Genomic DNA, 21644 nt, shown 5'->3' on the forward strand with positions numbered 1-21644 from the left:
CCCTAGGATCGCGGACATGGTCGATGCCTCCGCAAGCCGTCAGGACGGCAAGGCGTTCTACGTCACGACGCCGATCTACTACGTCAACGACAAGCCGCACATCGGGCACGCCTACACCACGGTCGCGGCCGACGTCCTGGCCCGCTGGCACCGCCAGCGCGGCGAGAAGGTGTGGTTCCTCACCGGCACCGACGAGCACGGCCAGAAGGTCATGCGCAGTGCCGAGGTCAATGGCGTGACGCCCCGCGAGTGGGCCGACCAGCTGGTGGAGACGGCGTGGAAGCCGGTGCTGGAGACCATCGACGCGAGCAACGACGATTTCATCCGTACGACCGAATCGCGGCACACCGAGCGGGTTCGGGAGTTCTGGCAGCATCTGTACGACGCGGGTCAGGTGTTCCCCGGCACCTACGAGGGCCCCTACTGCGTGAGCTGTGAGGAGTTCAAGCTCCCGGCCGAACTGCTCGACGGTGAGAACGGCCAGAAGCTGTGCCCGGTGCACGGGCGGCCGGTGGAGATGCTGTCGGAGACCAACTACTTCTTCAAGCTGTCCGCCTACACCGACAAGCTGCTCGAGCTGTACGAGGAGCACCCGGAGTTCGTGCAGCCCGAGAGCGCCCGCAACGAGGTCGTGGCGTTCGTCAAGCAGGGCTTGCAGGACCTGTCGATCACCCGGTCCACCTTCGACTGGGGCATCCCGGTCCCGTGGGACGACGAGCACGTCCTCTACGTCTGGATCGACGCGCTGCTCAACTACGTCACGGCGGCCGGCTATCGCACGGATCCCCTTCTTTTCAAGCAGGTCTGGCCCGCTGACGTCCACCTGGTGGGCAAGGACATCCTGCGCTTCCACGCGGTGATCTGGCCGGCCATGCTGATGGCCGCGGGTCTTCCGCTGCCGACCACCGTGTTCGCACACGGCTGGCTGCTGGTGGGCGGTGAGAAGATGAGCAAGACGAAGTTGACGGGGATCGCGCCCAGTCAGATCATCGACACCTTCGGCTCCGACGCCTTCCGCTACTACTTCCTGCGGGCCATCCAGTTCGGCTCCGACGGCTCCTTCTCCTGGGAGCACCTGACGGCCGTCTACACCTCCGAGCTGGCCAACGGCCTCGGCAACCTCGCCTCCCGGGTCGCGGCGATGGTCGGCCGCTACTTCGACGGCAGCCTGCCCGCTCCCGCCGACGCCGGCCCGGCCGAGCAGGCGATCGCCGAACGCCTCACCCGGACGGTGCGGGTGGCCGACGAGGCCGCGGTGTCGCTGCGGTTCCACGAGGCGCTGGCCGCGGTCGAGGGGTTCGTCGGTGCCGTCAACGGCTACCTGACGGAGCAGGCGCCGTGGAAGGTCGCCAAGGACGACTCCCCGCAGGCACGGGCCCGGCTGGCAACGATCCTCTACACCGCCGCCGAGGCGTTGCGCGCGGTGGCAGTCCTCTACAACCCGGTGATGCCGCGCAGTGCGGCGGCACTGTGGGACATGCTCGGCGCCGGGCAGAGCATCGGCGCGCTGGCCGACCAGCCGCTCACCGAGGCCGGCAACTGGGGCCGGCTGCCCGAGGGGTCGGTGCTCACCAAGGGTGCGCCGCTGTTCCCCCGGATCGAGGAGCCGGAGGCTTCGTGACCCCCGAGCCGGGTGCGCAGAACGACGGTGGGCCGACCCGGCAGCGGGCCGGTGGGGAGGACCGCCGTGACCGCAGCCGGCCCGAGCCGCCGGCACCGCTGGCCGCGCCGGTCGCCGACTCCCACTGCCACCTCGACATCGCCGACGGCCCGGGCGGCCAGTGGCTCCCGGTCGAGGACGCCGTGGCCCGTGCGGCGGCGGTCGGTGTGCCGAGGATCGTCCAGATCGGCTGCGACCTGCCCGGCGCGCGCTGGGCGGTACGCGCCGCCGAGGAACACCCCGCCCTGGTGGCCGGGGTGGCCCTGCACCCCAACGAGGTGCCGGTCCTCGCGGCGGCCGGTGAGCTCGACGCGGCCCTGGTCGAGATCGACCGCCTCGCCGGCTCCAGCCCGCGCGTGCGGGCGGTCGGGGAGACCGGGCTGGACCACTTCCGTACCGGCGAGGAGGGCTGGAAGGTCCAGGAGGACGGCTTCCGGGCCCACATCGCGCTGGCGAAGAAGCACGGGAAGGCGCTGGCCATCCACGACCGGGACGCCCACGCCGACGTCCTGCGGGTGCTCGCCGAGGAGGGTGCCCCGGAGCGGGTGCTGATGCACTGCTTCTCCGGGGACGCCGAGATGGCGCGTGAGTGCGTACGCCGTGGCTACTACCTGTCCTTCGCCGGGACGGTGACGTTCAAGAACGCCGCACCGCTGCGCGAGGCGCTCGCCGAGGTGCCGCTCGGCCGCATCCTGGTGGAGACCGACGCGCCGTACCTCGCTCCCACGCCCCACCGCGGCCGGCCCAACGCGAGCTACCTCGTTCCCCTCACCGTCCGGTGCATGGCGGAGGTGAAGGAGGTCTCGGAGGAGGCCATGTGCGTGGCCGTGGCAGAGGCCACCGAGGCGGTCTTCGGCTCCTGGTGACCGCCGAATCACACCGGCGGAATTCACCGATCCGCAGATCGGTAAAAGCCCAGCACATTTCGGCTTTTCTGACAATGCGTGGTCACTCCGACAAGTACGGACGGCTGTCCGGAATAACTATCTAATGTGTCCGGAGTTGATAGCGGCGACATTGTTCGTTATCGTCCCGTGTCGTTGGCCGGGGTCGGGGAAACCTCGGACGGCGCAAAAGGGGGGCGTCATCCGCGCCCGATACGGCGCGTGTTCGCGCTGGTCATCGGCTCACCGTCGAGTCGCGCGGATCCTGGCTCTCCATCGAGGCGTGCCGTCTGTGTGTCCGTGCCCGGAAAGCACGACCATCGGAGCACCGTGCACAAGAAGGTACTTATCGGTGCCATCGGCATCGGAGTGGTCGGCGCGCTGGGAATCGGCGGCACGACCGCTTATGCGTCGCTGAACAAGTCGGTCACCGTCTCGATCGACGGTAAGGCCCACAACCTCCACACTTTCGACTCCACCGTCGGTGACGTGCTGGCGTCGCAGAAGATCAAGGTCGGCCCCCGTGACGTGGTGGCGCCGGCGAGGACGGCGAAGGTCACCGACGGCACCCGGATCGCCGTCCGGTACGCCCGCCCGCTCACCCTCAACGTCGACGGCTCCAAGCAGACCCGCTGGGTGACCGCGATGAGCCTGGGCGAGGCGCTCAACGACCTGGGCGGCCGCTTCGACGGCGCCCGTACCTCCGCCAGCCGGGGTGTCGGCATCGCACGCCAGGGCCTCACGGTCGACGTGATCACCCGCAAGACCGTGGTGATCAGCCACGACGGCAAGAAGACCCCGCTGGACGAGCCGCTGCGCACCGTCTCCGACGCGCTCGCCAAAGCTCAGGTCAAGGTCGACGCCGACGACCGGGTGAAGCCGAGCCTGTCCACCGAGGTCAAGGACGGCACCGCGATCGTCGTCAACCGGGTGGACGTCCGCAAGTCGACCCGCAAGGTCGCGCTGTCGTACGACACGATCCACAAGAAGACCTCGACCCTGTACAAGGGGCACAGCAAGGTCGGCCGGACCGGCCACCGGGGCGAGAAGGCCCAGGTGTTCCGTACGACCTTCGTGGACGGCAAGAAGGTCAAGACCCAGTTGCTGTCCCAGAAGGTCGTCCGCCAGCCGGTGGACACGATCGTGCTGGACGGCACCAAGGTGCGTCGGTCCTCCTCCGGCAGCAGCGGCGGTGGGGGCAGCGGCGGCGGCAGCTCCAGCGGCGGCGGCGGCAACGTCGGCGGCGGAGTGGACAGCCTCAACTGGGCGGCACTGGCCCAGTGCGAGTCCAGCGGCAACCCGCGGGCGGTCAACCCGTCCGGCTACTACGGGCTGTACCAGTTCTCGCTGTCGACCTGGCACTCCGTGGGCGGCTCGGGCAACCCGATCGACAACTCCTCCGCGGAGCAGACCTACCGGGCCAAGCTCCTGTACAAGAAGGCCGGCGCGGGTCAGTGGAGCTGCGGCAGCCACCTGTACGACTGACGGTCTCCACCTCGGTCATCAACCCGGTGACCACACCAGACCGCTGAGTGCGCGTCCGGGCCCCGGTGGGTGCCAGATAGCGTTCCGGTGTGGGTAACGCGTTCGATGGTGCGTCCGCCGGGCCGAGTCTCCTCGGCCCGGCGGACGTTCGCGTGCTGGCGGCGGACCTCGGCCTGCGCCCCACCAAGCAGCGGGGGCAGAACTTCGTCACCGACGCCAACACCGTCCGCCGGATCGTGCGGACCGCGGGGGTCGGGGCGGACGACGTGGTGCTGGAGATCGGCCCCGGGCTCGGCTCCCTGACCCTGGCTCTGCTGGGCGCGGCAGCCCGGGTGGTCGCGGTGGAGATCGACGACGCGCTCGCCGGCGCGCTGCCGGACACGGTCGCGCGGTTCGCGCCCGGGCAGGCCGACCGCCTGGACGTGGTGCACGCCGACGCGATGAACCTCCGTTCGCTGCCCGGTCCGCCGCCGACGGCGCTGGTGGCCAACCTGCCGTACAACGTCTCGGTCCCGGTCCTGCTCGGCGTACTCCAGCACTTTCCGTCGGTCGAGCGCGGCCTGGTGATGGTGCAGTTGGAGGTGGCCGACCGGCTGGCCGCGGCACCCGGCTCGAAGGTGTACGGCGTGCCCAGCGTGAAGGCCGCGTGGTACGCCGAGGTCGCCCGGACCGGCCTGGTCGGGCGGACGGTGTTCTGGCCGCAGCCGAACGTCGACTCCGGCCTGGTCGCCTTCACCCGTCGCGAGCCGCCGCCGACCACCGCCTCCCGGGAGCAGGTGTTCGCGGTCGTCGACGCGGCGTTCGCCCAGCGCCGAAAGACGCTGCGGGCGGCACTGTCCCGGCTGGCCGGCTCGCCGGTTGCCGCCGAGACCGCGTTGCGGGCGGCCGGGATCGACCCGGGCGAACGCGGCGAACGCCTGGACGTCACCGCCTTCGCCCGGATCGCGGAGGCACTGCCCGAAGGATCGAACCGTACGGAAGGGAAGCCCGCTCGGTGAGCGCAGCAGTGGTGAGGACGCCGGCCAAGGTCAACCTGGCCCTGATGGTCGGCCCGTTGCGCACCGACGGCTTCCACGAACTCGCCTCGGTCTACCAGGCGGTCGGCCTGTACGACGAGGTGGCGGCGAGACTCGCGCCGCCGGGTGAGTTCACGGTGCGGGTCAGCGGCCGGGAGGCCGGCAAGGTGCCGCTCGACAACGGCAACCTCGCGATCCGCGCGGCCCGACTCCTCGCCGACCACGCCGGCGTCGCCGCCGGCGTCGCCATCGACATCACCAAGGGCATCCCGGTGGCGGGCGGTATGGCCGGGGGCAGCAGCGACGCGGCCGCCGCCCTGGTCGCCTGCGACACGCTGTGGGGGACCAGGGCCGACCGGTCCACGCTGCTCGGCCTGGCCGCCCGGCTCGGCAGCGACGTGCCGTTCTGCCTGCTGGGCGGCACCGCGATCGGCGCCGGGCACGGCGAGGTCGTCACCCCGGCGCTGGCCAGGGGCTCCTACGAATGGGTGTTCGCGCTGGACGGTGAGGGCATGTCCACCCCGGCGGTGTACGCCCGGCTGGACCGGATCCGCGACGATCTCGTCGTCCTGCCGCCGCGGATCCCCGAGCCGATGATGGCCGCGCTCGCGTCGGGCTCGGCGACCGAACTCGGCGCGACCCTGGTCAACGACCTGGAGCCGGCCGCGCTGCGGATCCGGCCCCGGCTCGCTCAGGTGCTGGACGCCGGCCGCGACTACGGCGCGATCGGCGCCGTGGTCTCCGGGTCCGGTCCGACCTGCGCGTTCCTGGCCCGCGACCACGCGCACGCGGTCGACCTGTCCGCCCGGCTGGCAGGGACGGGGTTGTGCGCCTCGGTACGCCGGGCCACCGGGCCGGTGCCGGGCGCCCGGGTCGTCGAGTCCTGAGTCACCCGGCGACGCGAAGGCGAACGCGTTCAGCACAGACGAGGCCTCCGGGAGACCCGAGTAGGTCCTGCCGGAAAAACCGGTTGCGGGCGCTCACGGACCTGCGCCAGAGTGTCGGCAGTCGTCAGCCGCGGGTGGTGCCTGTCGCGGCGACCCAGGGCAGACCGGCCGTCGAGCCGGCGCGATCGAGGAGGTGCGAAGTGACCAAGTATGCCGTCCGGGCGTGGTCTCGTACCCGTCCTCTCGCGCAGCCCTCCGGCCGCTGACAGGCGCCGAAAACTCACCGCGCACGGCGGGAGGGCAGCAACCTTCCCAAGGAGTTCTCTCACCGTGCGCAAGCGCAACCTGAAGTACGACCGCAACATCGACGTCTCCGTCTACGACGTCACCAAGGATCTCGACCCCGGTTACGACGACGCGCCGGCCTCGGCCCGGATGCGGCGCCGGCGGTCCGACACCGACCCCGGGCCCCGTTCCCGGGGCCGGATGACCGAGGAGGCCCGCGCCCGGCTGGTGGCCGAACGCGAGGCCGCCGCCATCGACGACGGCCCGCCGACCGGTTACCGCTGGACCACCTGGGACGACCCCGGCGGGCACGGTCCCGAGCCGTACCCGTCGTGGCTGGTCACCGACCTGGCCGCGGTGGACACCGAGTTCGGCGTCCTCAAGACCGGCAAGGAAGCCGACGTGTTCCTGATCGAACGCGGCGTGCCGGCCGACGATGACACCGAGGGCACCGATGGCACCAGCGGCACCAGCAACCGGTGCCTGCTGGCGTCCAAGCGGTACCGCTCGGCCGACCACCGGCTCTTCCACCGCGACGCCGGCTATCTCGAGGGCCGGCGGTCGCGCCGGACCCGCGACCAGCGTGCGGTCGAGAACCGCACCAACTTCGGCCGCAACCTGATCGCCCAGCAGTGGGCGGTCGCGGAGTTCGACGCCCTGAGCCAGCTGTGGACCGCGGGGCTGCCGGTGCCCTACCCGGTCCAGCACCTCGGCACCGAGCTGCTGATGGAGTTCATCGGCTCCGCCGACGGGCAGGCGGCGCCCCGGCTGGCGCAGCTTCGCCCGGAGCCGGACCAGCTGGCCGACCTGTGGCGGCAGCTGCACGACGCGCTGGTCCTGCTCGGCCGCAACGGGTACGCCCACGGCGACCTGTCGGCGTACAACCTGCTGGTGAACGACGGCGAGCTGATCCTGATCGACCTGCCCCAGCTGGTCGACGTGGTGACCAACCCGCAGGGTGAGGAGTTCCTGCGCCGGGACGTCAAGCGGATCTGCGAGTGGTTCGTGGCCCGGGGCATGGACCACAACCTCGCCGACGCCGACCGGCTCGCGGCGGAGGTACTCGAGGAGGCCGGCGCGAGCTGACGACTCGCACCTCACACCCCACTGGTGGCCACCGACGGCGGGACCGGGTTCCGGTCGCGTTGTCGGTGGCCACCGCCATGATGGGGGGATGGTGGCGAACGCGCAGACCACGGCGGAGACCTTCGACCGGCTCGACTGGTACGCCCGTGACTTCGAGGCGGAGCGGTTCGTCGAGTGCGTGTTCCGCGAGGTCGACCTCACCGAGTCCCGCAGTCACGGCGCGTCGTTCGAGCGATGCGAGTTCCACAACTGCCGGTTCAACGCCTCCGAGCACCGGGAGTCGGCGTTCGTGGGGTGTGAGTTCCGGCGTACTTCCTTCTTCTCCGCGGTCCTGGACGGCTGCAAGTTCACCGGCAGTACGTTCGTCGACTGCGTGTTCCGGCCGTTGACCGTACGCGGCGGTCAGTGGGGCGGCATCACCGCGCGCGGCGCCGACCTGACCGGGCTCGACCTGCGTGGGCTCCGGCTGGACGACGCCGACCTGTCCGAGGCCAACCTGCACGGGACCGTCCTGCGCGACGCGGACCTGTCGTTCGCCAGTCTGCGGGGCGCGGTGCTCACCGAGGCGGATCTGCGCGGTGCCAAGCTGCATGCGGTGGATCTGAGCGTGGCGAGGCTGGGCGGCACCCGGCTCGACCTCGCCGGCGCGGTGTTGCTCGCGGAGTCACACGGCGCGCGCGTCGAAACGGCTGAGTAGCCGCGCGGGGTCGATGGCCGCCGGGTGCGGGAGCTCGTCGTACACCACGATCTGGGTGTGGCCGTCGTGGCCGTGGATCGCGGTGACGTCCGCGAGTGACTCGTAGACGTTGATCGAGGGTCGCGGCCCGCACCAGGCGAGGCTGACCTTCCCGTTGGGGTACACGGTTCCCCACGCCACGACGCCGGTGCCGGAAACGCCCGTTGCGTCACGGTGTCGATACAGCTGGAAGCGACACGGCATGGTTGTCGCGCTGGTGGGCATGAGCCCTTCCTCTCCATCACGTGCTCCGCGAAGTGGAGTCCTACGGGCCGCCGCGCAGGGAATGGGCCGGGGTCTACGGCGGCCCGTAGGGACTCCTAGAGTGACAGGAGCACCACGTATGGTCAAGTAAGACTTCCAATGTAAATTTTCATGAACCGAGTTGATCTTCCCGATCCGGGATTTCCGGACTGAAGTGGCATAAGTACTTGCCACATTCGGGGCCAAGGTCCAGACTTTCTGCAGTTACGCACCGGGGAGGCTCGCATGCCCAGAGTGACCGGACCCACGATCTCGCGGTGGCGGCTCAGCAAGGAGTTGAAGCGGCTGCGCGAGGAGGCGGGACGCTCCTTCGACGACTCGGCAGAGCTTCTCGGGTGCTCACCTTCGAAGATTCGCAAGATCGAGGCGGGCGAGGTGGGAGTCGTGAAGGCGGAGCTCGACCTGCTGCTCGACCTCTACAAGGTCGACGACGAGGAACTCGCCTCGCTCCTGCGCGACCTGCAGAAGCTCGGCAAGCAGCGCGGCTGGTGGGCTCCGCTGGGCTCGCTCCCCAAGCAGTACAGCGTGTTCGTCGGGCTGGAGTCGGAGGCGTTGCGCATCCGGCAGTTCGAGCCCCTGGTGCTCCCGGGTCTGCTGCAGACCGAGGAGTACGCCAGTGCGCTCGACGCCATGTGCACGTTCCTCACCGCCGACGAGCAGGCGCGGGCGGTGAAGGTGCGAATGGCCCGCCAGGAGCAGTTCTGGGCGGAGGGCGCCGACGACGACCGCAGCCGGCTGTGGGTGATCGTCGACGAGGCGGCCCTGCGCCGGCCCGTGGGCGGCAACCTGAGCATCATGCGCGGGCAGTTGCTGCGGGTGCTGGAGCTGGCCGAGCGGTGCATCTTCCAGGTGGTGCCGTTCGAGGCCGGCAGCTATCCCGGGACGTCCGGTCCGTTCACCATCTTCGACTTCGACGAGGACGTCCACTCACCAGTTGTCTTCACCGACGGACACGCCGGCATCGCACTCCTGGAGTCCGAGGCCGACGTCGACCGAGGTAACCGCGCGTTCGCGCACATGGCCGCGGTGGCGCTCAGCCCCACCGAGTCGGCCCGCAAAGTCGTGGCCATCGCATCGGAGATGGCCACCCAACAAGGAGGCGAAAATGAAAGTTGACCTGTCCCGAGCACGATGGCGCAAGGCATCTGCCTCGGTCGGGATGTCGAACTGCGTGGAGGTCGCCGACCTCGGTGCGCAGCTGGCCGTCCGCGACTCCAAGGACCGACAGGGCCCGAAGCTGGTCTTCGGCGCGGGCGCGTGGTCCAGCTTCGTAGGAGGCGCCAAGAAGGGCGAGTTCGACCTGCGCTGAGCAGGTGCCGAGCAGGCATCGCCCGAACTGTTGATCCGGTACTGATCCGGTGAGAGCACGAAACCCCCGGCCTCCCGCCGGGGGTTTCGTGTGTTCGCTCGGCCTTCTGGTGGACGTCAGGCGGACGCGTGCACGGGGCGACGCTGGGCCCGGGCGAACAGCTCCCGCCACTCCGGGGACCCGTCGTCCAGGCGTACGTCCATCCGCACGCCGGGCTCCTGCACGGGGTGGTTGCCGGCCAGGAAGTCGGTCCACATGTCGGCCATCCGGGCGTAGTGCACGGCGCGGCCGGACGGCCAGACGACCGAGAGGACGTGCTGGCGTTCGGGGAGGACGTGCGGCGCCGGCATCCGGTAGCGCTCCAGCGCCTCCTGGTCCACCTCGACGCCCAGGCCCGGGCCGTCCGGCACCACGAGGTAGCCCTGCTCGACGCGCAGCGGGTCGACGATCAGGTCGTCGGCGTAGTTGTTGAGCGCGGTCACCGCGGGCCAGCGGGCGTGGGTGAGCACCGAGCCGAGGTGTGCCACCAGCGCGGTGGTGAGGCCGGCGCCCACCCACTGCAGCCAGAACGCCTTGCCGAACTCCGCGCAGATCGCCCCGCGGTGCAGCGCCGTCGCCACGCCTCCCTCGACGACGAAACCGTCACAGGTCTCCTGCCGTACGACGGCCTGGAACGGCTGGGCGGCGAGGTGAACCGCCAGCGGCCGGTCGACCCTGTCCCGAAGGTGGCGGTAGCCCTCCAGGTCGGCGTGCGGGATCGGGGTCTCGTAGATCGCCACCCGGTCACGGCGGTCGAGCTCGCGCAGCACCGGACCGGCGTCCCCGGCCGACAGCAGCATCGCGTTCCAGTCGATGTCCAGCCGGTAGTGCGGCGGAGTCACCGCGCTCACCTGGTCGACCTGGGCGTAGACGTCCAGCCACGGGCGCGCCTTGAACTTGTGGAAGACGTAGCCGGCCGCGACCGCCTCCTTGGCCTCCTCGGCCAGCGCCTCCGGCGCCATCTTGGTGTTCCACCAGGCGATCGGGACGCGTTCGCGCACCTTCCGGCCGAGCAGGGCGGACACGGGTACGCCGAGCGCCTTGCCGACAAGGTCGTACATCGCCATCTGCAGGCCGGGGCCGAGCGAGTCGTCACCGAGGAAGTCGGCCGGGTTGCCCCCGCGTACCTTGGCGACCGCCTGGTCGGGCACGAGCCCCCAGCCGTAGTGCAGCAGCGTCTCGCCCCATCCGACCAGCCCGGCGTCGGTGGTCACCTTCACCACCTCGATGACGCCCCAGTCCCACACCAGGAGGGCGTTCCACTCCTGGCAGCGGGGAGTGAACGGCACGTTGACGACGATGCGTTCGACCTCGGTGATCTTCAGCGGCGCGCTCATCGGCACCCTTTCTCCCTTTGCGTACGACGTTCGGTGCGTATCCGTCCATCGTTGCCCAGGTCGGGCACGGCCGGAACGCCTCGGTCCGGCCTCAGCCAGCGGACCGCCCAGGGAGCCGCCCAGGGTGAGACGGGGACGTGGGGGTGATCCACCCGAGCGGATAGCCTCGACAGCGGCGCGCGGCCGGGTGCTGTCCGATGACGGCCCGGTGCGGCCGGCGCCCCACGACAGAAAGGCATGGATGGCGACCAACCTCGTCAACCTCGAACGGGTCGACAAGTCCTACGGCATCACGCCGCTGCTGGAGCAGGTGAGCCTCGGCGTCTCCGCCGGAGAGCGGATCGGCCTGGTCGGGCGCAACGGCGCCGGCAAGACGACCCTGCTGGCACTGCTCGCGCGCACCGAGGAGGCCGACTCCGGGCGGGTCACCCACAACCGCGGCCTCCGGGTCGGGGTGCTGAGCCAGCGCGACGACTTCGAGCCGGGCCGCACCGTCTCCGACGTCGTACTCGGCGACCTGCCCGCGCACACCTGGCTGTCGGACCGCCGGGCACGCGACGTTCTCACCGGCCTGCTCTCCGACGTACCGCTCGAACGCACCGTCGACAACCTGTCCGGTGGCGAGCGGCGGCGGGCCGCGCTGGCCCGGCTGCTGGTCCGCGAGCACGATCTCGTCCTGCTCGACGAGCCGACCAACCACCTCGACATCGAGGTCACCGACTGGCTGGCGCAGCACCTTCGCGGGCGGTCGGAGGCACTGGTGGCGGTGACGCACGACCGGTGGTTCCTGGACGCGGTGTGTACGACCACCTGGGAGCTGGCCGACGCGCAGGTCAACTCCTTCGAGGGTGGCTACGCGGCGTATGTACTTGCCCGCGCCGAACGCGACCGGATGGCCGACGCCACCGAGTCCAGGCGGCAGAACCTCCTGCGCAAGGAGCTGGCCTGGCTGCGGCGCGGCGCACCGGCGCGTACGTCCAAGCCGAAGTTCCGCCTGGACGCGGCGTCCGCGCTGATCGCCGACGAGCCCGACCCGCGGGACAGCCCGGCGCTGGCGAAGTTCGCCTCCGCCCGGCTCGGCAAGACCGTGGTGGACCTGAAGGACGTCGACGTACGCCGCGGCACGCGGGAGTTGCTGCAGGAGGTGAGCTGGCAGCTCGGCCCGGGCGAACGCATCGGGGTCGTGGGGGTGAACGGCGCCGGCAAGACGACCCTGCTCCGGCTGCTCGCCGGTGAGACCGAACCCGACCACGGCAAGGTGGCCTGGGGCCAGACCGTCCAGCTCGCCCACCTGTCCCAGGAGCTCGGCACGCTCGACCCGGACGTGACCGTGGCTGCCGCGGCCGAGGAGATCAAGCGGGTGGTCAAGCTGGCCCCCGACAACATCCGGCCCGGCGCGATCGGGCGTCGGCCGGTGCCGACCGTCGGGCCGGAGGTCACCGCGATCTCCCTGCTGGAACGCTTCGGCTTCCGCGGCGACCGGCTACGGACCCGGGTGGGTGAGCTGTCCGGCGGTGAGCGGCGCCGGCTGGAGCTGCTGTGCCTGCTGCTCACGGAGCCGAACGTGCTGCTGCTGGACGAGCCGACCAACGACCTGGACATCGACACCCTGCAGGTGATCGAGGACTTCCTGGACGGCTGGCCGGGTTCGCTGGTGGTGGTGACGCACGACCGGTACTTCCTGGAGCGCACCTGCGACACGGTCTGGGCGCTGCTGGGCGACGGGCGGTTCGCGATGCTGCCCGGCGGGGTGGAGGAGTACCTCCAGCGGCGCCGGGACGGAGTCGGCGGGCCGGCCGCGGGGAGCGCGCTCGGGCCGCCGGCGAGCACAGCGGGTGCGTCGGGTGCGTCAGGTGCGGCCGCTTCGGGAACCGCCGGGTCACCGGCGCCGGACGGCGGCGCACCGCAGGTTTCGGCCGCCGACCAGCGGGCGGCGAAGAAGGAGCTGGCCAAGCTGGAACGCCAGCTGTCCCGGCTCACCGCCCGGGTCGACCAGCTGCACAGCGCCCAGGCCGAACACGCCAGCGACTACGAACGCCTGATGGAGCTGGACGGCGAACTCCGCGGAGTGCAGGCGGAGAAGGACGAGGTCGAGCTCCGCTGGCTGGAACTGGCCGAGACCCTGGAGGGAACGGCCTAGGGCGACCACCGGCAGCTGGGCCGGTGTGGGGTCCCGCCCTCAGCGGGGTTCCCACGCCTGCGGGCTCTTCACCAGCCGCCGCAGGTGCGGTGAGAGCTTGCCGCTGACCACGTCGGCGAGGCTGGTCTCGTCCAGGACGCCGCGCACCGCGGCCCGGGTGGCCACCCACACCGTCTGCAGGTTGGCCGCCACTCCTTCGTACGACGCCTGCTCAGGACGCATGCCGCGAACCCCGGCCAGCGGCCCGTCGACGGCGCGGATGACGTCGCCGACCGCGATCTCCTCGGCGGGCCGGGCGAGCCGGTAGCCGCCCTCGGCGCCGCGGAGGCTGCGGACCAGTCCCGCCCGGCGCAGGTCACCGAGGATTGCCTCGAGGAACTTGTGCGGCAGCCCCTGGGCGTCCGCGAGCGCCTGCGCGGTGACCGTGTGAGGTGCCGCGGCGAGTTCGAGCATGGCGCGGACGGCGTAGTCGGCGCGGGCCGAGATCTGCACGGGCTCATCATGCCGTGCCGCGCCGGGAAGGTCGGTGGGTGCCCGGCGTGGCGCGCCTCGGGCCGTTCTGATCTGTTCTGTTTTGGTCTGGTCAGCTGCGTTCGTCGAACGGGCCGAGCAGCCGGCGCAGCAGGTCGGCGAGCTGGTCGCGGTCGGCGGCGGGGAGCCCGGCCAGCAGTTCGCGCTCGTGGGCGAGCAGGTCGGCAAGGGCGGTGTCCACCCGGTCGCGGCCCTTCGCGGTGAGCCGGACCCGCACTCCGCGGCGGTCGGCGGGGTCCGGTCGGCGTTCGACCAGGTCCTTGGCGGCCAGCCGGTCGATCCGGTTGGTCATGGTGCCGCTGGTGACGAGGGTCTGGGTGAGCAGCCTGCCGGGGGAGAGTTCGTAGGGCGTACCGGCGCGGCGCAGGGCGGTGAGCACGTCGAACTCCCACGACTCCAGGTCGTGGGTGGCGAAGACCAGCCGCCGGGCCCGGTCGAGGTGGCGGGCCAGCCGGGTGACCCGGGACAGCACCTCGAACGGCGACACGTCGAGGTCGGGCAGCTCGCGGCGCCACGCGGCGACCAGCCGGTCGACCTCGTCCTCTCCCGGCGCGGCCGCTGGTTCCCGGCTCGGTGGCTCACCACCCGGTGGATCCGCTGGTTCCCGGTCCGCCGGCTCGTTGCTGTCCACGGGTCCAGCCTAGGGGGTGTCAAGACTCTTGACGTCGAGATACTGACTCGGGCAAGCTATCTCGACGTCAAGATAAATCTGGGTGCCCGGATCATGGGCACGCCTGTCCCGGGAGGCAACGGAATGGGAACCGGCGACCAGCGGACCACCGGCGGCGCGAGCGGGCTGCAGTGGGACCCCCGGCAGTACCTGAAGTACGCCGACGAGCGCGGCCGGCCGTTCGCCGATCTCGTCGCCCGGGTGGCCGCTCCGTCCCCGGCGTACGTCGTCGACATCGGCTGCGGGCCCGGCAACCTCACCGCCACCCTGGCCGACCGCTGGCCGGATGCGCGGATCGAGGGCATCGACTCCTCACCGGAGATGATCGACCGAGCCCAGGAGCTGGCGCGGGAGTTGGCGCAGGGCCGGCCGGGGGAGCTCTCCGGACAGCTGTCGTTCCGGGTCGGCGACGCGCACTCGTGGGTGCCGGACCGGCCGGTCGACGTGCTGGTCACCAACGCGACCCTGCAGTGGGTGCCCGGCCACGAGGCGCTGCTGCCAACCTGGGTCGACCACCTCGCCCCCGGCGGGTGGCTGGCGCTGCAGGTGCCGGCGAACTTCGACAGCCCCACGCACCGCATCCTGTTCGAGCTCGCCGCCGAGGAGCCGTGGGCCACGCACCTTGCCGGGCGGGTACGGCAGCGGGCCGCCGCGCAGGGCGCCGAGGAGTACCTCTCCCTGCTGGCCGCCACCGGTTGCGAGGTGGACGCCTGGGAGACGACGTACCTGCACGTGCTGCCCGGCGAGGACGCCGTCTTCGAGTGGATCCGGGGCACCGGCGCGCGGCCGGTGCTGCAGGCGCTGTCCGACGACGTACGCCCGGAGTTCGAGAAGGTCTACAAGGAACGCCTCGCCGCCGCCTATCCGCGGCGCGCCTACGGCACCGTGCTGCCGTTCCGGCGGGTGTTCGCTGTCGCGCACCGGGCCGGGTCGTGACCGGCGCCCGCACCCCGGCACTCGCGGCCGGACTCACCGACAGCCCCGCCATCGCCGACAGCACTGACAGCACCGACATCGCCGACCTCATCGGCACGAGGATCGCCATGAACCTTCTGCACGAAGACCTTGCCCGCGCGCAGATACAGGCGCGGCTCGAGGCCGGCCGGGCACACCGTCGGGCCGCGGAGGCCCGACGCGGACGGCGTGCGCGGCGGGTGCGAGACCGCGGCGCCGAGCGGGGCGGCCTCGTCCTGCACACGCTCCTGACCCGGATGCTCGGCCGTTCCCGCGTGGCCGCCGTCAAGAGGCGGTTGTCGACATGACCGACCGCGGCACGACGAAACGAGACACCGGCTCCTCAACCGGATCGCCGGTTGACGCGGGGCTGGTCGTACGAGAGGCAACTCGCGCGGACCTGGCGGCGGTGCTCGCGCTGGTCGCGGCGGACGCGATTCGCGAGGTGGCCGAGCACGTCGCAGGCGACGGCAGTCTGGCTCGCGGTTATGTCGCGGCGTACGAGGAGATCACCGCCGACCCGAACGCGCTGCTGCTCGTCGGCGTCCTCGACGGCGAGGTCGTGGCCACCTGCCAGGTCAACTTCCTGCGCCACCTGATGTACCACGGCGGGCTGGTCGGTCAGGTGGAGTCGGTCCGGACCGCCGCCGGCCTGCGTGGACAGGGGATCGGCACCGCGTTGATGGAGTGGGTGCTGGCCGAGTGCCGGCGCCGCGGTGCGATCCGGCTGCAGCTCACCTCGAACGCCGCCCGGACGGACGCGCACCGTTTCTACGAACGGCTCGGCTTCGTCGCCAGCCATGTCGGGATGAAGCGCTACCTGGGAGCGGACGAATGAGCGGGCCAATGAACGGACGACGCATGAGGGAGTACGTATGAGGCTTCACCACGTCCAGGTTTCCTGCCCGCCCGGCGGGGAGGACCCGGCGCGGGCGTTCTACGGCGGCGTGCTCGGCCTGTCCGAGGTCGACAAGCCGCCGGTGCTCGCCGCGCGGGGCGGCGCGTGGTTCAGGTCCGCCGACGGGCAGGTCGAGGTGCACGTCGGAGTGGAGGCCGACTTCGCCCCGGCGCGCAAGGCCCACCCGGCGTTCTGTGTCGACGGCGACGACGAGATCGACGAGCTCGCGGAGCGGGCCACGGCCGCCGGCTTCCCGGCGGAATGGGACGACCTCTTCCCCGGCTACCGGCGGTTCTACACCGCCGACGGCAACGGCAACCGGGTGGAGATCCTCACGCCGTTGCGGTGACGGGCTGCGGTGGCGGGCTGCGGCGACTCGACGCTGGGGGTGCGAGGCTGGGAGCATGCCGACCGAACCCACTCGCACTCCCCCCGCCGACTCCGCCCCTGCCTCCGCAGACGACTACACCGACACGCTGACCGACGCGACCGCCGACGCGGCGACCGGTGGTGCCCGCCGCCGCGTGCTGGTGACCGGCGCCACCGGCTACATCGCGGGCCAGCTCGTCCCCGAACTCAGGGAGCGCTACGACGTACGGCTCGTCGACGTACGCCCCGGTCCCGACGTCGAGGTGGTCGACCTCCTCGACGCCCCGGTGGGCGAGCTGGCGGAGTACTTCGAGGGCGTCGACACCGTGGTGCATCTGGCGTACCACCGGCCCGACGGCGACGACCCGCAGAGCCGCTACGACGGCGAGCGCCGCAACGTCGACCTGATGCAGCGGGTCTACCAGCTCTCGGTCGACCACGGTGTACGCCGGGTGGTCGCGGCCAGCACGAACCAGGCCGCCAAGTGGTACGAGCAGCCCTACTTCGCCGGGCGGCGTGACCGGGTGAGTCCGGAGGACTACCCGCGGCCGGACAACTTCTACGGCTGGGCGAAGGCGGCGTACGAGTCGCTGGGCTTCCTCTACGCGTGCGGCAGCATCGGCCGGGCGCTGGAGGTGATCCAGGTACGGATCGTGGTGCCGCGCGAGATCGACCCGGAGAACTTCGTCGACCAGCCCGCGCACCGCTACGTCCGCGACCTCGCGGGCTACATCAGCGAACGCGACCTGCGCCAGCTGTTCGTACGGTCGATCGACACCCCGGACATCGCCGACGAGCACGGTGTGCCGTTCCACATCTTCTACGGGGTGTCGGACAACGCGCGGAAGTTCTGGAGCATCACCAACGCACGCGAGGTGATCGGGTACGCGCCGCAGGACGACTCCGAACGCCGGTTCGCCGCCGACATCGCCCGCCTGCTGCACGGTGGCAACCGGTAGCGTTCGGTTGTGCGACACGGCGTACGCGGGTGGCTGGTGCCCCAACGTCCCGACCGGCCCGAGGTGGTCACCGACCCCCGCGAACGCCGCGCCCTGCTGATCGAGCTGCTGCTCGTCTTCAGCGTCACGCTGGGGCTTTCCGGCCTGCGCAGCCTGCTGTCCCTGCTCGACTCGCTGCTGAAGCCGGAGCCGCTGAGCAAACAGTCGGTGGCGCTCAACGTCTCCCAGGCAGCACAGCAGCTGATCGACTTCGCACTGCAGCTCACCGGCGTCCTGCAACTGCTGGCGTGGGGCGGGCTGGGGGCGTACCTGCTGTGGCGTTCGGGCATCGGGCCCCGGCTGGTCGGGCTCGGCCTGGGCCGCTGGCCGCGCGACCTCGGTGTCGGCGCCGTGCTGGCCGCGGTGATCGGCATACCGGGGCTCGGGTTGTACTTCCTCGCCCAGGCGCTCGGCCTGAACCTCAACGTGCAGCCGTCCACCCTGGGCGAGCACTGGTGGCGTACGCCGGTGCTGATCCTGTCCGCGGCCGGAAACGCCTGGGCCGAGGAGGTGCTGGTCGTCGGCTACCTGCTCACCCGGCTGCGGCAGTTCGGGTGGCGGGAGAACTCCGGGCTGGTCGCGTCGGCGGTGCTGCGCGGGTCGTACCACCTCTACCAGGGGTTCGGCGGCTTCGTCGGCAACGTGATCATGGGGCTGATCTTCGGGCGGTTCTGGCAGCGTACGAACCGGCTGTGGCCGCTGGTCGTCGCGCACACGCTGCTGGACGTGGTGGCGTTCGTGGGGTACGCGCTGCTGCGCAACCACGTGAGCTGGCTGCGCTGAGGTCGCGGCCCGGTGGCCGCCCGCCTCAGAGCAGACTCAGAGCAGGCCGGCGTGGTCCTGGTAGCACTGGCTGAACTTCTTGGTGTCCTGGGCCAGTGGCAGGCACGGCTGCGCCTGGTGGGACCAGAAGAAGCCGAGCGCGATGGTGAGGATCGCCAGCACGAGCCCGCCCGCGGCCGCTTTGCCGTTGGTGGCCCGGCCACGGTAGGCGCGGACCAGGCCGGTCACCGACAGTGCCAGCCCGAGGGCGGCGAGGAGCACCGCGCCGGTCCAGGCGACCAGCAGCGAGGCGAGGAACGCCGCACCGGCCAGCGCCAGGCCGAACCAGCCGGACCGGTTGCGTGGCCGGCGTTCGGGCCGGGGCGGTACGTCGTCGGCGGGGGGTTCGGCGGAGCGGCGGAGGTCGTCGGGCCCGAGGAGTTCGCCCGAGTCGTACCGTTCGCGAGGGTCGCGTGGCTCGCTCGGATCACCAGGGTCACGGGGGTCGCGCGGGTCGGCGGCGGTCATGGAGGGCATTCTCGCTCGCACCGCCGTCGGGCGTCACACTAGTGTCGGCCCCATGAGCAGAGCAGCGGTGCTCACCTCCCAAGTGAGCGATTTCCCCCGGTGGTACCAGGACGTCGTGGCCAAGGCGCAGCTGGCCGACAACGGCCCCGTCCGGGGCACCATGGTCATCCGTCCGTACGGCTATGCGATCTGGGAGCGGATGCAGGCCGAGCTGGACGCCCGGATCAAGGACGCGGGCGCCCAGAACGCCTACTTCCCGCTGTTCATCCCGGAGAGCTACCTCCAGCGCGAGGCCGAGCACGTCGAGGGGTTCAGCCCCGAGCTGGCCGTGGTCACCCACGCCGGCGGCAAGGAACTCGAGGAGCCGGTCGTCGTCCGGCCTACCAGCGAGACGATCTTCGGCGAGTACATGGCGAAGTGGGTGCAGAGCTACCGCGACCTGCCGCTGCTGCTCAACCAGTGGGCCAACGTCGTGCGATGGGAGCTGCGGCCCCGGGTCTTCCTGCGTACGACGGAGTTCCTCTGGCAGGAGGGCCACACCGTGCACGCGACGCAGGCGGACGCCGCCGCCTACGCGCGCCGAATCCTGCACGAGACCTACGCCGCGATGATGGTCGACGTACTCGCCATCCCCGTCGTACCCGGGCTGAAGACGCCGAAGGAACGCTTCGCCGGTGCCGCGCAGACGCTGACCTGTGAGGCGATGATGCGCGACGGCAAGGCGCTGCAGATGGGCACCAGCCACGAGATGGGGCAGAACTTCGCGCGGGCGTTCGACATCCGTTTCCTCGACGCGGAGGGGGAGCGGCCGTACGCCTGGACGACTTCCTGGGGCGCGTCCACGCGGATGGTGGGCGGGCTGATCATGACCCACGGCGACGATGCCGGTCTGCGGATCCCGCCCCGGCTGGCCGCCACCCAGGTCGTGGTGACCCTGGTCAAGGCCGGCGAGGGTGTCGCCGAGCTCGCGGCCGGGTTGGTGGGCGACCTGCGCGCTGCCGGCGTCCGGGTCGCTCTCGACGACCAGGTGGCGGTGGCGTACGGCCGTCGCGCGGTCGACTGGGAGCTGAAGGGCGTGCCCGTGCGGATCGAGATCGGCCCGCGCGACGTGTCGGCCGGAACGGTCACCGTGGTGAGGCGGATCCAGGGCACCAAGACGCCGACGCCGGTCGCGGGTGTCGTGGCGGCCGTCGGCGAGGCGCTGTCGGCCGACCAGGCGGCGCTGCTGCGGGAGGCCGAGGAGTTCCGTGACTCCCGTACCGTCGACGTGGAGACGATCGACGAGGCGACCGAGGCGTCCGCTTCGGGCTGGGCGCGGATCCCGTGGTCCGTGCTCGGTGAGGAGGGCGAGGCCAAGCTGGCAGAGAGCGCCGTGACCGTACGCTGCCTGGTCCGCCCCGACGGGAGCGTGCCGGAGGCCGAGGACGAGCCGGACCTGATCGCGATCGTCGGCCGGTCGTACTGAGGCGTCGGCCGGTTCGCCCGAGCCGTACCGGGTCGTACTGGGTCCTACTGGGCGTACCGGGTCGTACGGGCCGGCCGAAACGCCCTCAACCGGGTGCGGAGCCTGCTCGGCTCCCGCGTAGGCTGTGGGCGCCTTGGGGTGTCGTCTAAGGGCAAGACCTCAGATTTTGGATCTGATGATGGGGGTTCGAGTCCTCCCACCCCAGCCACCCTCTGACCAGCGCATTTGTCGCCCTCGACGCAGTTCGCTGCCGATCGTCTGGGCCTCTACCCATGACTACGCCATGAGCCCGCGCCCACGGGATGTCTGGCGGCACTATGGGCCGTAGGAGGTGACCGGTTACGAGAGGAGATCCAAATGCGTGCGGTGGTCTATCCCGAGTACAGCTCGGACCCGGCCATCCTGGAGGTGCGAGAGCTTCCCACCCCGAAGGTGTTTCCCGGCTCGGTTCTGGTCGAGGTGCGTGCCGCCGGCGTGAACCCGGTCGACTGGAAGGCGATGTCGGGCGGTCTCGACGCGTTGATCGACGCCGTGTTCCCGGTGATTCCCGGATGGGACGTCGCCGGGGTCGTGGTCGGTCTGGGCATGGACACGCCGGAGTTTCAGCTCGGCGACGAGGTGATCGCCTACGCCCGCAAGGACGTTCTGCGCGACGGATCCTTCGCCGAGCAGATGGCGATACCGGTGCACATGGTGGCTCGTAAGCCCGCCTCGCTCACCTGGGAACAGGCGGCGGGTCTACCGCTGGCGGGTGGCACCGCGCTACGAACGCTCGACGCGCTTGAGGTGGAGGCCGGCCAGACGCTGTTGGTGCACGCGGCCGCTGGTGGTGTCGGCGGCTTCGCAGTGCAGATCGCCCGGGCTCGCGGGGCGCGAGTGATCGGCACTGCCTCCGAACGCAACCACGCCTACCTGCGCGAACTCGGCGCGGAGCCGGTCGCTTACGGCGAGGGTCTGGCCGATCGGGTCCGGGAACTGGCTCCGGACGGAGTCGATGCGGTGGCCGACTTCGTCGGAGGTCAGCTCGAGGTGACGCTGGCGGTGCTGAAGCCGGGCGGGCGCCACGCTTCGGTCGCCGATTGGGACGTCGAGGCCTACGGTGGCCGGATTATCTGGGTGCGTCCGGATGGTGCCCAAACGGCGCGGCTGGCCGGGCTGGCGGACGAAGGGCACCTCACCGTCGAGGTCGCCTCGACCTACGGCCTGAACGAGGTAGCGGAAGCCTTCAAGGTCAGCCAGGGTGGGCACGCTCGGGGCAAGCTCATCGTGGTTCCGTAGGTTGGCGCGGAGGGCTTCTTCATCGCAGAGCGAAGCCCGTGTCCGTGAAGTGGAGCGCCTGTT

At 71.0% G+C, this 21644-nt stretch carries 23 protein-coding genes and 1 tRNA gene; 19 read left to right on the plus strand and 5 right to left on the minus strand.

The genetic code is table 11. The features are described 5' to 3' along the window. Positions 1 to 16 precede the first annotated feature (16 nt). The 7 genes from metG to ABZV93_RS25940 all read left to right on the plus strand — a co-directional run bounded on the left by metG (position 17) and on the right by ABZV93_RS25940 (position 8000). Positions 17 to 1621 (plus strand): methionine--tRNA ligase, encoded by a 1605-nt coding sequence (gene metG / locus ABZV93_RS25910; RefSeq protein ID WP_354940900.1) that lies wholly within the window; start codon positions 17 to 19, stop codon positions 1619 to 1621. Beyond that, complete coding sequence (locus ABZV93_RS25915) at positions 1618 to 2526, plus strand: TatD family hydrolase (RefSeq protein WP_354940903.1); 909 nt, start codon at positions 1618 to 1620, stop codon at positions 2524 to 2526. Before metG ends, ABZV93_RS25915 begins: the two co-directional genes overlap by 4 nt. 312 nt (positions 2527 to 2838) lie before the next feature. Further along, entirely contained in the window at positions 2839 to 4029 is a 1191-nt protein-coding gene (locus ABZV93_RS25920; RefSeq protein WP_354940906.1) for a ubiquitin-like domain-containing protein, read from the plus strand. A gap of 89 nt (positions 4030 to 4118) precedes the next feature. After that, on the plus strand, positions 4119 to 5027 hold the full coding sequence (gene rsmA, locus ABZV93_RS25925; protein ID WP_354940908.1) for a 16S rRNA (adenine(1518)-N(6)/adenine(1519)-N(6))-dimethyltransferase RsmA: 909 nt from the start codon (positions 4119 to 4121) through the stop codon (positions 5025 to 5027). Beyond that, positions 5024 to 5932 carry a 4-(cytidine 5'-diphospho)-2-C-methyl-D-erythritol kinase gene (locus ABZV93_RS25930; RefSeq protein ID WP_354940911.1) on the plus strand — a complete coding sequence of 303 codons (909 nt, stop codon included), beginning with the start codon at positions 5024 to 5026 and terminating at the stop codon, positions 5930 to 5932. The genes rsmA and ABZV93_RS25930 overlap by 4 nt, the downstream gene beginning before the upstream one ends. Before the next feature lie 330 nt (positions 5933 to 6262). Next, positions 6263 to 7303 carry an RIO1 family regulatory kinase/ATPase gene (locus ABZV93_RS25935; protein ID WP_354940914.1) on the plus strand — a complete coding sequence of 347 codons (1041 nt, stop codon included), beginning with the start codon at positions 6263 to 6265 and terminating at the stop codon, positions 7301 to 7303. A gap of 88 nt (positions 7304 to 7391) precedes the next feature. After that, positions 7392 to 8000 carry a pentapeptide repeat-containing protein gene (locus tag ABZV93_RS25940; protein WP_354940917.1) on the plus strand — a complete coding sequence of 203 codons (609 nt, stop codon included), beginning with the start codon at positions 7392 to 7394 and terminating at the stop codon, positions 7998 to 8000. Here ABZV93_RS25940 and ABZV93_RS25945 read toward each other — a convergent pair. Continuing rightward, entirely contained in the window at positions 7968 to 8264 is a 297-nt protein-coding gene (locus ABZV93_RS25945; RefSeq protein WP_354940920.1) for a hypothetical protein, read from the minus strand. The genes ABZV93_RS25940 and ABZV93_RS25945 overlap by 33 nt on opposite strands. A 264-nt stretch (positions 8265 to 8528) precedes the next feature. Between ABZV93_RS25945 and ABZV93_RS25950 the strand changes: the two genes are divergently transcribed. Together ABZV93_RS25950 and ABZV93_RS25955 are read left to right on the plus strand one after the other, a co-directional pair. Next, positions 8529 to 9419, plus strand: coding sequence for a helix-turn-helix transcriptional regulator (locus ABZV93_RS25950; RefSeq protein WP_354940923.1), 891 nt, complete (start codon positions 8529 to 8531; stop codon positions 9417 to 9419). Then, positions 9409 to 9612 carry a DUF397 domain-containing protein gene (locus ABZV93_RS25955; RefSeq protein ID WP_354940926.1) on the plus strand — a complete coding sequence of 68 codons (204 nt, stop codon included), beginning with the start codon at positions 9409 to 9411 and terminating at the stop codon, positions 9610 to 9612. Before ABZV93_RS25950 ends, ABZV93_RS25955 begins: the two co-directional genes overlap by 11 nt. A 116-nt stretch (positions 9613 to 9728) precedes the next feature. Here the strand turns inward: ABZV93_RS25955 and ABZV93_RS25960 are convergent, their stop codons facing one another. After that, on the minus strand, positions 9729 to 10988 hold the full coding sequence (locus tag ABZV93_RS25960; protein ID WP_354940929.1) for an enolase C-terminal domain-like protein: 1260 nt from the start codon (positions 10986 to 10988) through the stop codon (positions 9729 to 9731). A 241-nt stretch (positions 10989 to 11229) separates the two neighbouring features. Between ABZV93_RS25960 and ABZV93_RS25965 the strand changes: the two genes are divergently transcribed. Then, entirely contained in the window at positions 11230 to 13128 is a 1899-nt protein-coding gene (locus ABZV93_RS25965; protein WP_354940932.1) for an ABC-F family ATP-binding cassette domain-containing protein, read from the plus strand. Positions 13129 to 13167: 39 nt separating this feature from the next. On the opposite strand, the gene ABZV93_RS25970 is transcribed toward ABZV93_RS25965, so the two are convergent. Together ABZV93_RS25970 and ABZV93_RS25975 are read right to left on the minus strand one after the other, a co-directional pair. Beyond that, the gene (locus tag ABZV93_RS25970; protein ID WP_354940935.1) at positions 13168 to 13620 is read right to left on the minus strand and encodes an Rrf2 family transcriptional regulator; all 453 of its coding nucleotides are present in this window, start codon (positions 13618 to 13620) and stop codon (positions 13168 to 13170) included. Between the two features lie 91 nt (positions 13621 to 13711). After that, positions 13712 to 14185, minus strand: coding sequence for a MarR family transcriptional regulator (locus tag ABZV93_RS25975; RefSeq protein WP_354941107.1), 474 nt, complete (start codon positions 14183 to 14185; stop codon positions 13712 to 13714). 228 nt (positions 14186 to 14413) lie between these two features. On the opposite strand from ABZV93_RS25975, the gene ABZV93_RS25980 reads away from it, so the two are divergent. Genes ABZV93_RS25980 through ABZV93_RS26005 form a run of 6 tightly spaced genes read left to right on the plus strand, consistent with a single transcriptional unit; the run spans position 14414 to position 18331 of the window. Then, positions 14414 to 15265 (plus strand): trans-aconitate 2-methyltransferase, encoded by an 852-nt coding sequence (locus ABZV93_RS25980; protein ID WP_354940937.1) that lies wholly within the window; start codon positions 14414 to 14416, stop codon positions 15263 to 15265. After that, positions 15262 to 15591: a hypothetical protein gene (locus tag ABZV93_RS25985; protein WP_354940940.1), complete on the plus strand. Its 330-nt coding sequence runs from the start codon at positions 15262 to 15264 to the stop codon at positions 15589 to 15591. Before ABZV93_RS25980 ends, ABZV93_RS25985 begins: the two co-directional genes overlap by 4 nt. Then, on the plus strand, positions 15588 to 16121 hold the full coding sequence (locus ABZV93_RS25990; RefSeq protein WP_354940943.1) for a GNAT family N-acetyltransferase: 534 nt from the start codon (positions 15588 to 15590) through the stop codon (positions 16119 to 16121). The genes ABZV93_RS25985 and ABZV93_RS25990 overlap by 4 nt, the downstream gene beginning before the upstream one ends. A gap of 37 nt (positions 16122 to 16158) precedes the next feature. Further along, the gene (locus tag ABZV93_RS25995; protein WP_354940945.1) at positions 16159 to 16530 is read left to right on the plus strand and encodes a VOC family protein; all 372 of its coding nucleotides are present in this window, start codon (positions 16159 to 16161) and stop codon (positions 16528 to 16530) included. A gap of 55 nt (positions 16531 to 16585) precedes the next feature. After that, a complete protein-coding gene (locus ABZV93_RS26000; protein ID WP_354940948.1) occupies positions 16586 to 17509 on the plus strand; it encodes an NAD(P)-dependent oxidoreductase in 924 nt (307 codons plus the stop codon). Between the two features lie 9 nt (positions 17510 to 17518). Next, entirely contained in the window at positions 17519 to 18331 is an 813-nt protein-coding gene (locus ABZV93_RS26005) for a CPBP family intramembrane glutamic endopeptidase (RefSeq protein WP_354940951.1), read from the plus strand. A gap of 36 nt (positions 18332 to 18367) precedes the next feature. Here the strand turns inward: ABZV93_RS26005 and ABZV93_RS26010 are convergent, their stop codons facing one another. Further along, a complete protein-coding gene (locus tag ABZV93_RS26010; protein ID WP_354940953.1) occupies positions 18368 to 18838 on the minus strand; it encodes a hypothetical protein in 471 nt (156 codons plus the stop codon). A 52-nt stretch (positions 18839 to 18890) separates the two neighbouring features. On the opposite strand from ABZV93_RS26010, the gene proS reads away from it, so the two are divergent. The 3 genes from proS to ABZV93_RS26025 all read left to right on the plus strand — a co-directional run bounded on the left by proS (position 18891) and on the right by ABZV93_RS26025 (position 21581). After that, positions 18891 to 20303 carry a proline--tRNA ligase gene (gene proS / locus ABZV93_RS26015; RefSeq protein WP_354940956.1) on the plus strand — a complete coding sequence of 471 codons (1413 nt, stop codon included), beginning with the start codon at positions 18891 to 18893 and terminating at the stop codon, positions 20301 to 20303. 134 nt (positions 20304 to 20437) lie between these two features. After that, positions 20438 to 20511, plus strand: a tRNA-Gln gene (locus ABZV93_RS26020). A gap of 149 nt (positions 20512 to 20660) precedes the next feature. Continuing rightward, positions 20661 to 21581, plus strand: coding sequence for an NADP-dependent oxidoreductase (locus ABZV93_RS26025; protein ID WP_354940959.1), 921 nt, complete (start codon positions 20661 to 20663; stop codon positions 21579 to 21581). The last annotated feature ends 63 nt before the right edge of the window (positions 21582 to 21644 follow it).

It is taken from the genome of Actinopolymorpha sp. NPDC004070, from assembly GCF_040610475.1.
Classification (GTDB): Bacteria; Actinomycetota; Actinomycetes; order Propionibacteriales; family Actinopolymorphaceae; genus Actinopolymorpha.

Bases quoted from the DNA above. Each gene is read 5' to 3' on its own strand.
- metG (WP_354940900.1), top strand. From the start codon at position 17: ATGGTCGATGCCTCCGCAAGCCGTCAGGACGGCAAGGCGTTCTACGTC.
- ABZV93_RS25940 (WP_354940917.1), top strand. From the start codon at position 7,392: ATGGTGGCGAACGCGCAGACCACGGCGGAGACCTTCGACCGGCTCGAC.
- ABZV93_RS25945 (WP_354940920.1), bottom strand. From the start codon at position 8,264: ATGCCCACCAGCGCGACAACCATGCCGTGTCGCTTCCAGCTGTATCGA.
- ABZV93_RS25950 (WP_354940923.1), top strand. From the start codon at position 8,529: ATGCCCAGAGTGACCGGACCCACGATCTCGCGGTGGCGGCTCAGCAAG.
- ABZV93_RS25955 (WP_354940926.1), top strand. From the start codon at position 9,409: ATGAAAGTTGACCTGTCCCGAGCACGATGGCGCAAGGCATCTGCCTCG.
- ABZV93_RS25960 (WP_354940929.1), bottom strand. From the start codon at position 10,988: ATGAGCGCGCCGCTGAAGATCACCGAGGTCGAACGCATCGTCGTCAAC.
- ABZV93_RS25965 (WP_354940932.1), top strand. From the start codon at position 11,230: ATGGCGACCAACCTCGTCAACCTCGAACGGGTCGACAAGTCCTACGGC.
- ABZV93_RS25980 (WP_354940937.1), top strand. From the start codon at position 14,414: ATGGGAACCGGCGACCAGCGGACCACCGGCGGCGCGAGCGGGCTGCAG.
- ABZV93_RS25990 (WP_354940943.1), top strand. From the start codon at position 15,588: ATGACCGACCGCGGCACGACGAAACGAGACACCGGCTCCTCAACCGGA.
- ABZV93_RS25995 (WP_354940945.1), top strand. From the start codon at position 16,159: ATGAGGCTTCACCACGTCCAGGTTTCCTGCCCGCCCGGCGGGGAGGAC.
- ABZV93_RS26000 (WP_354940948.1), top strand. From the start codon at position 16,586: ATGCCGACCGAACCCACTCGCACTCCCCCCGCCGACTCCGCCCCTGCC.
- ABZV93_RS26010 (WP_354940953.1), bottom strand. From the start codon at position 18,838: ATGACCGCCGCCGACCCGCGCGACCCCCGTGACCCTGGTGATCCGAGC.
- proS (WP_354940956.1), top strand. From the start codon at position 18,891: ATGAGCAGAGCAGCGGTGCTCACCTCCCAAGTGAGCGATTTCCCCCGG.
- ABZV93_RS26025 (WP_354940959.1), top strand. From the start codon at position 20,661: ATGCGTGCGGTGGTCTATCCCGAGTACAGCTCGGACCCGGCCATCCTG.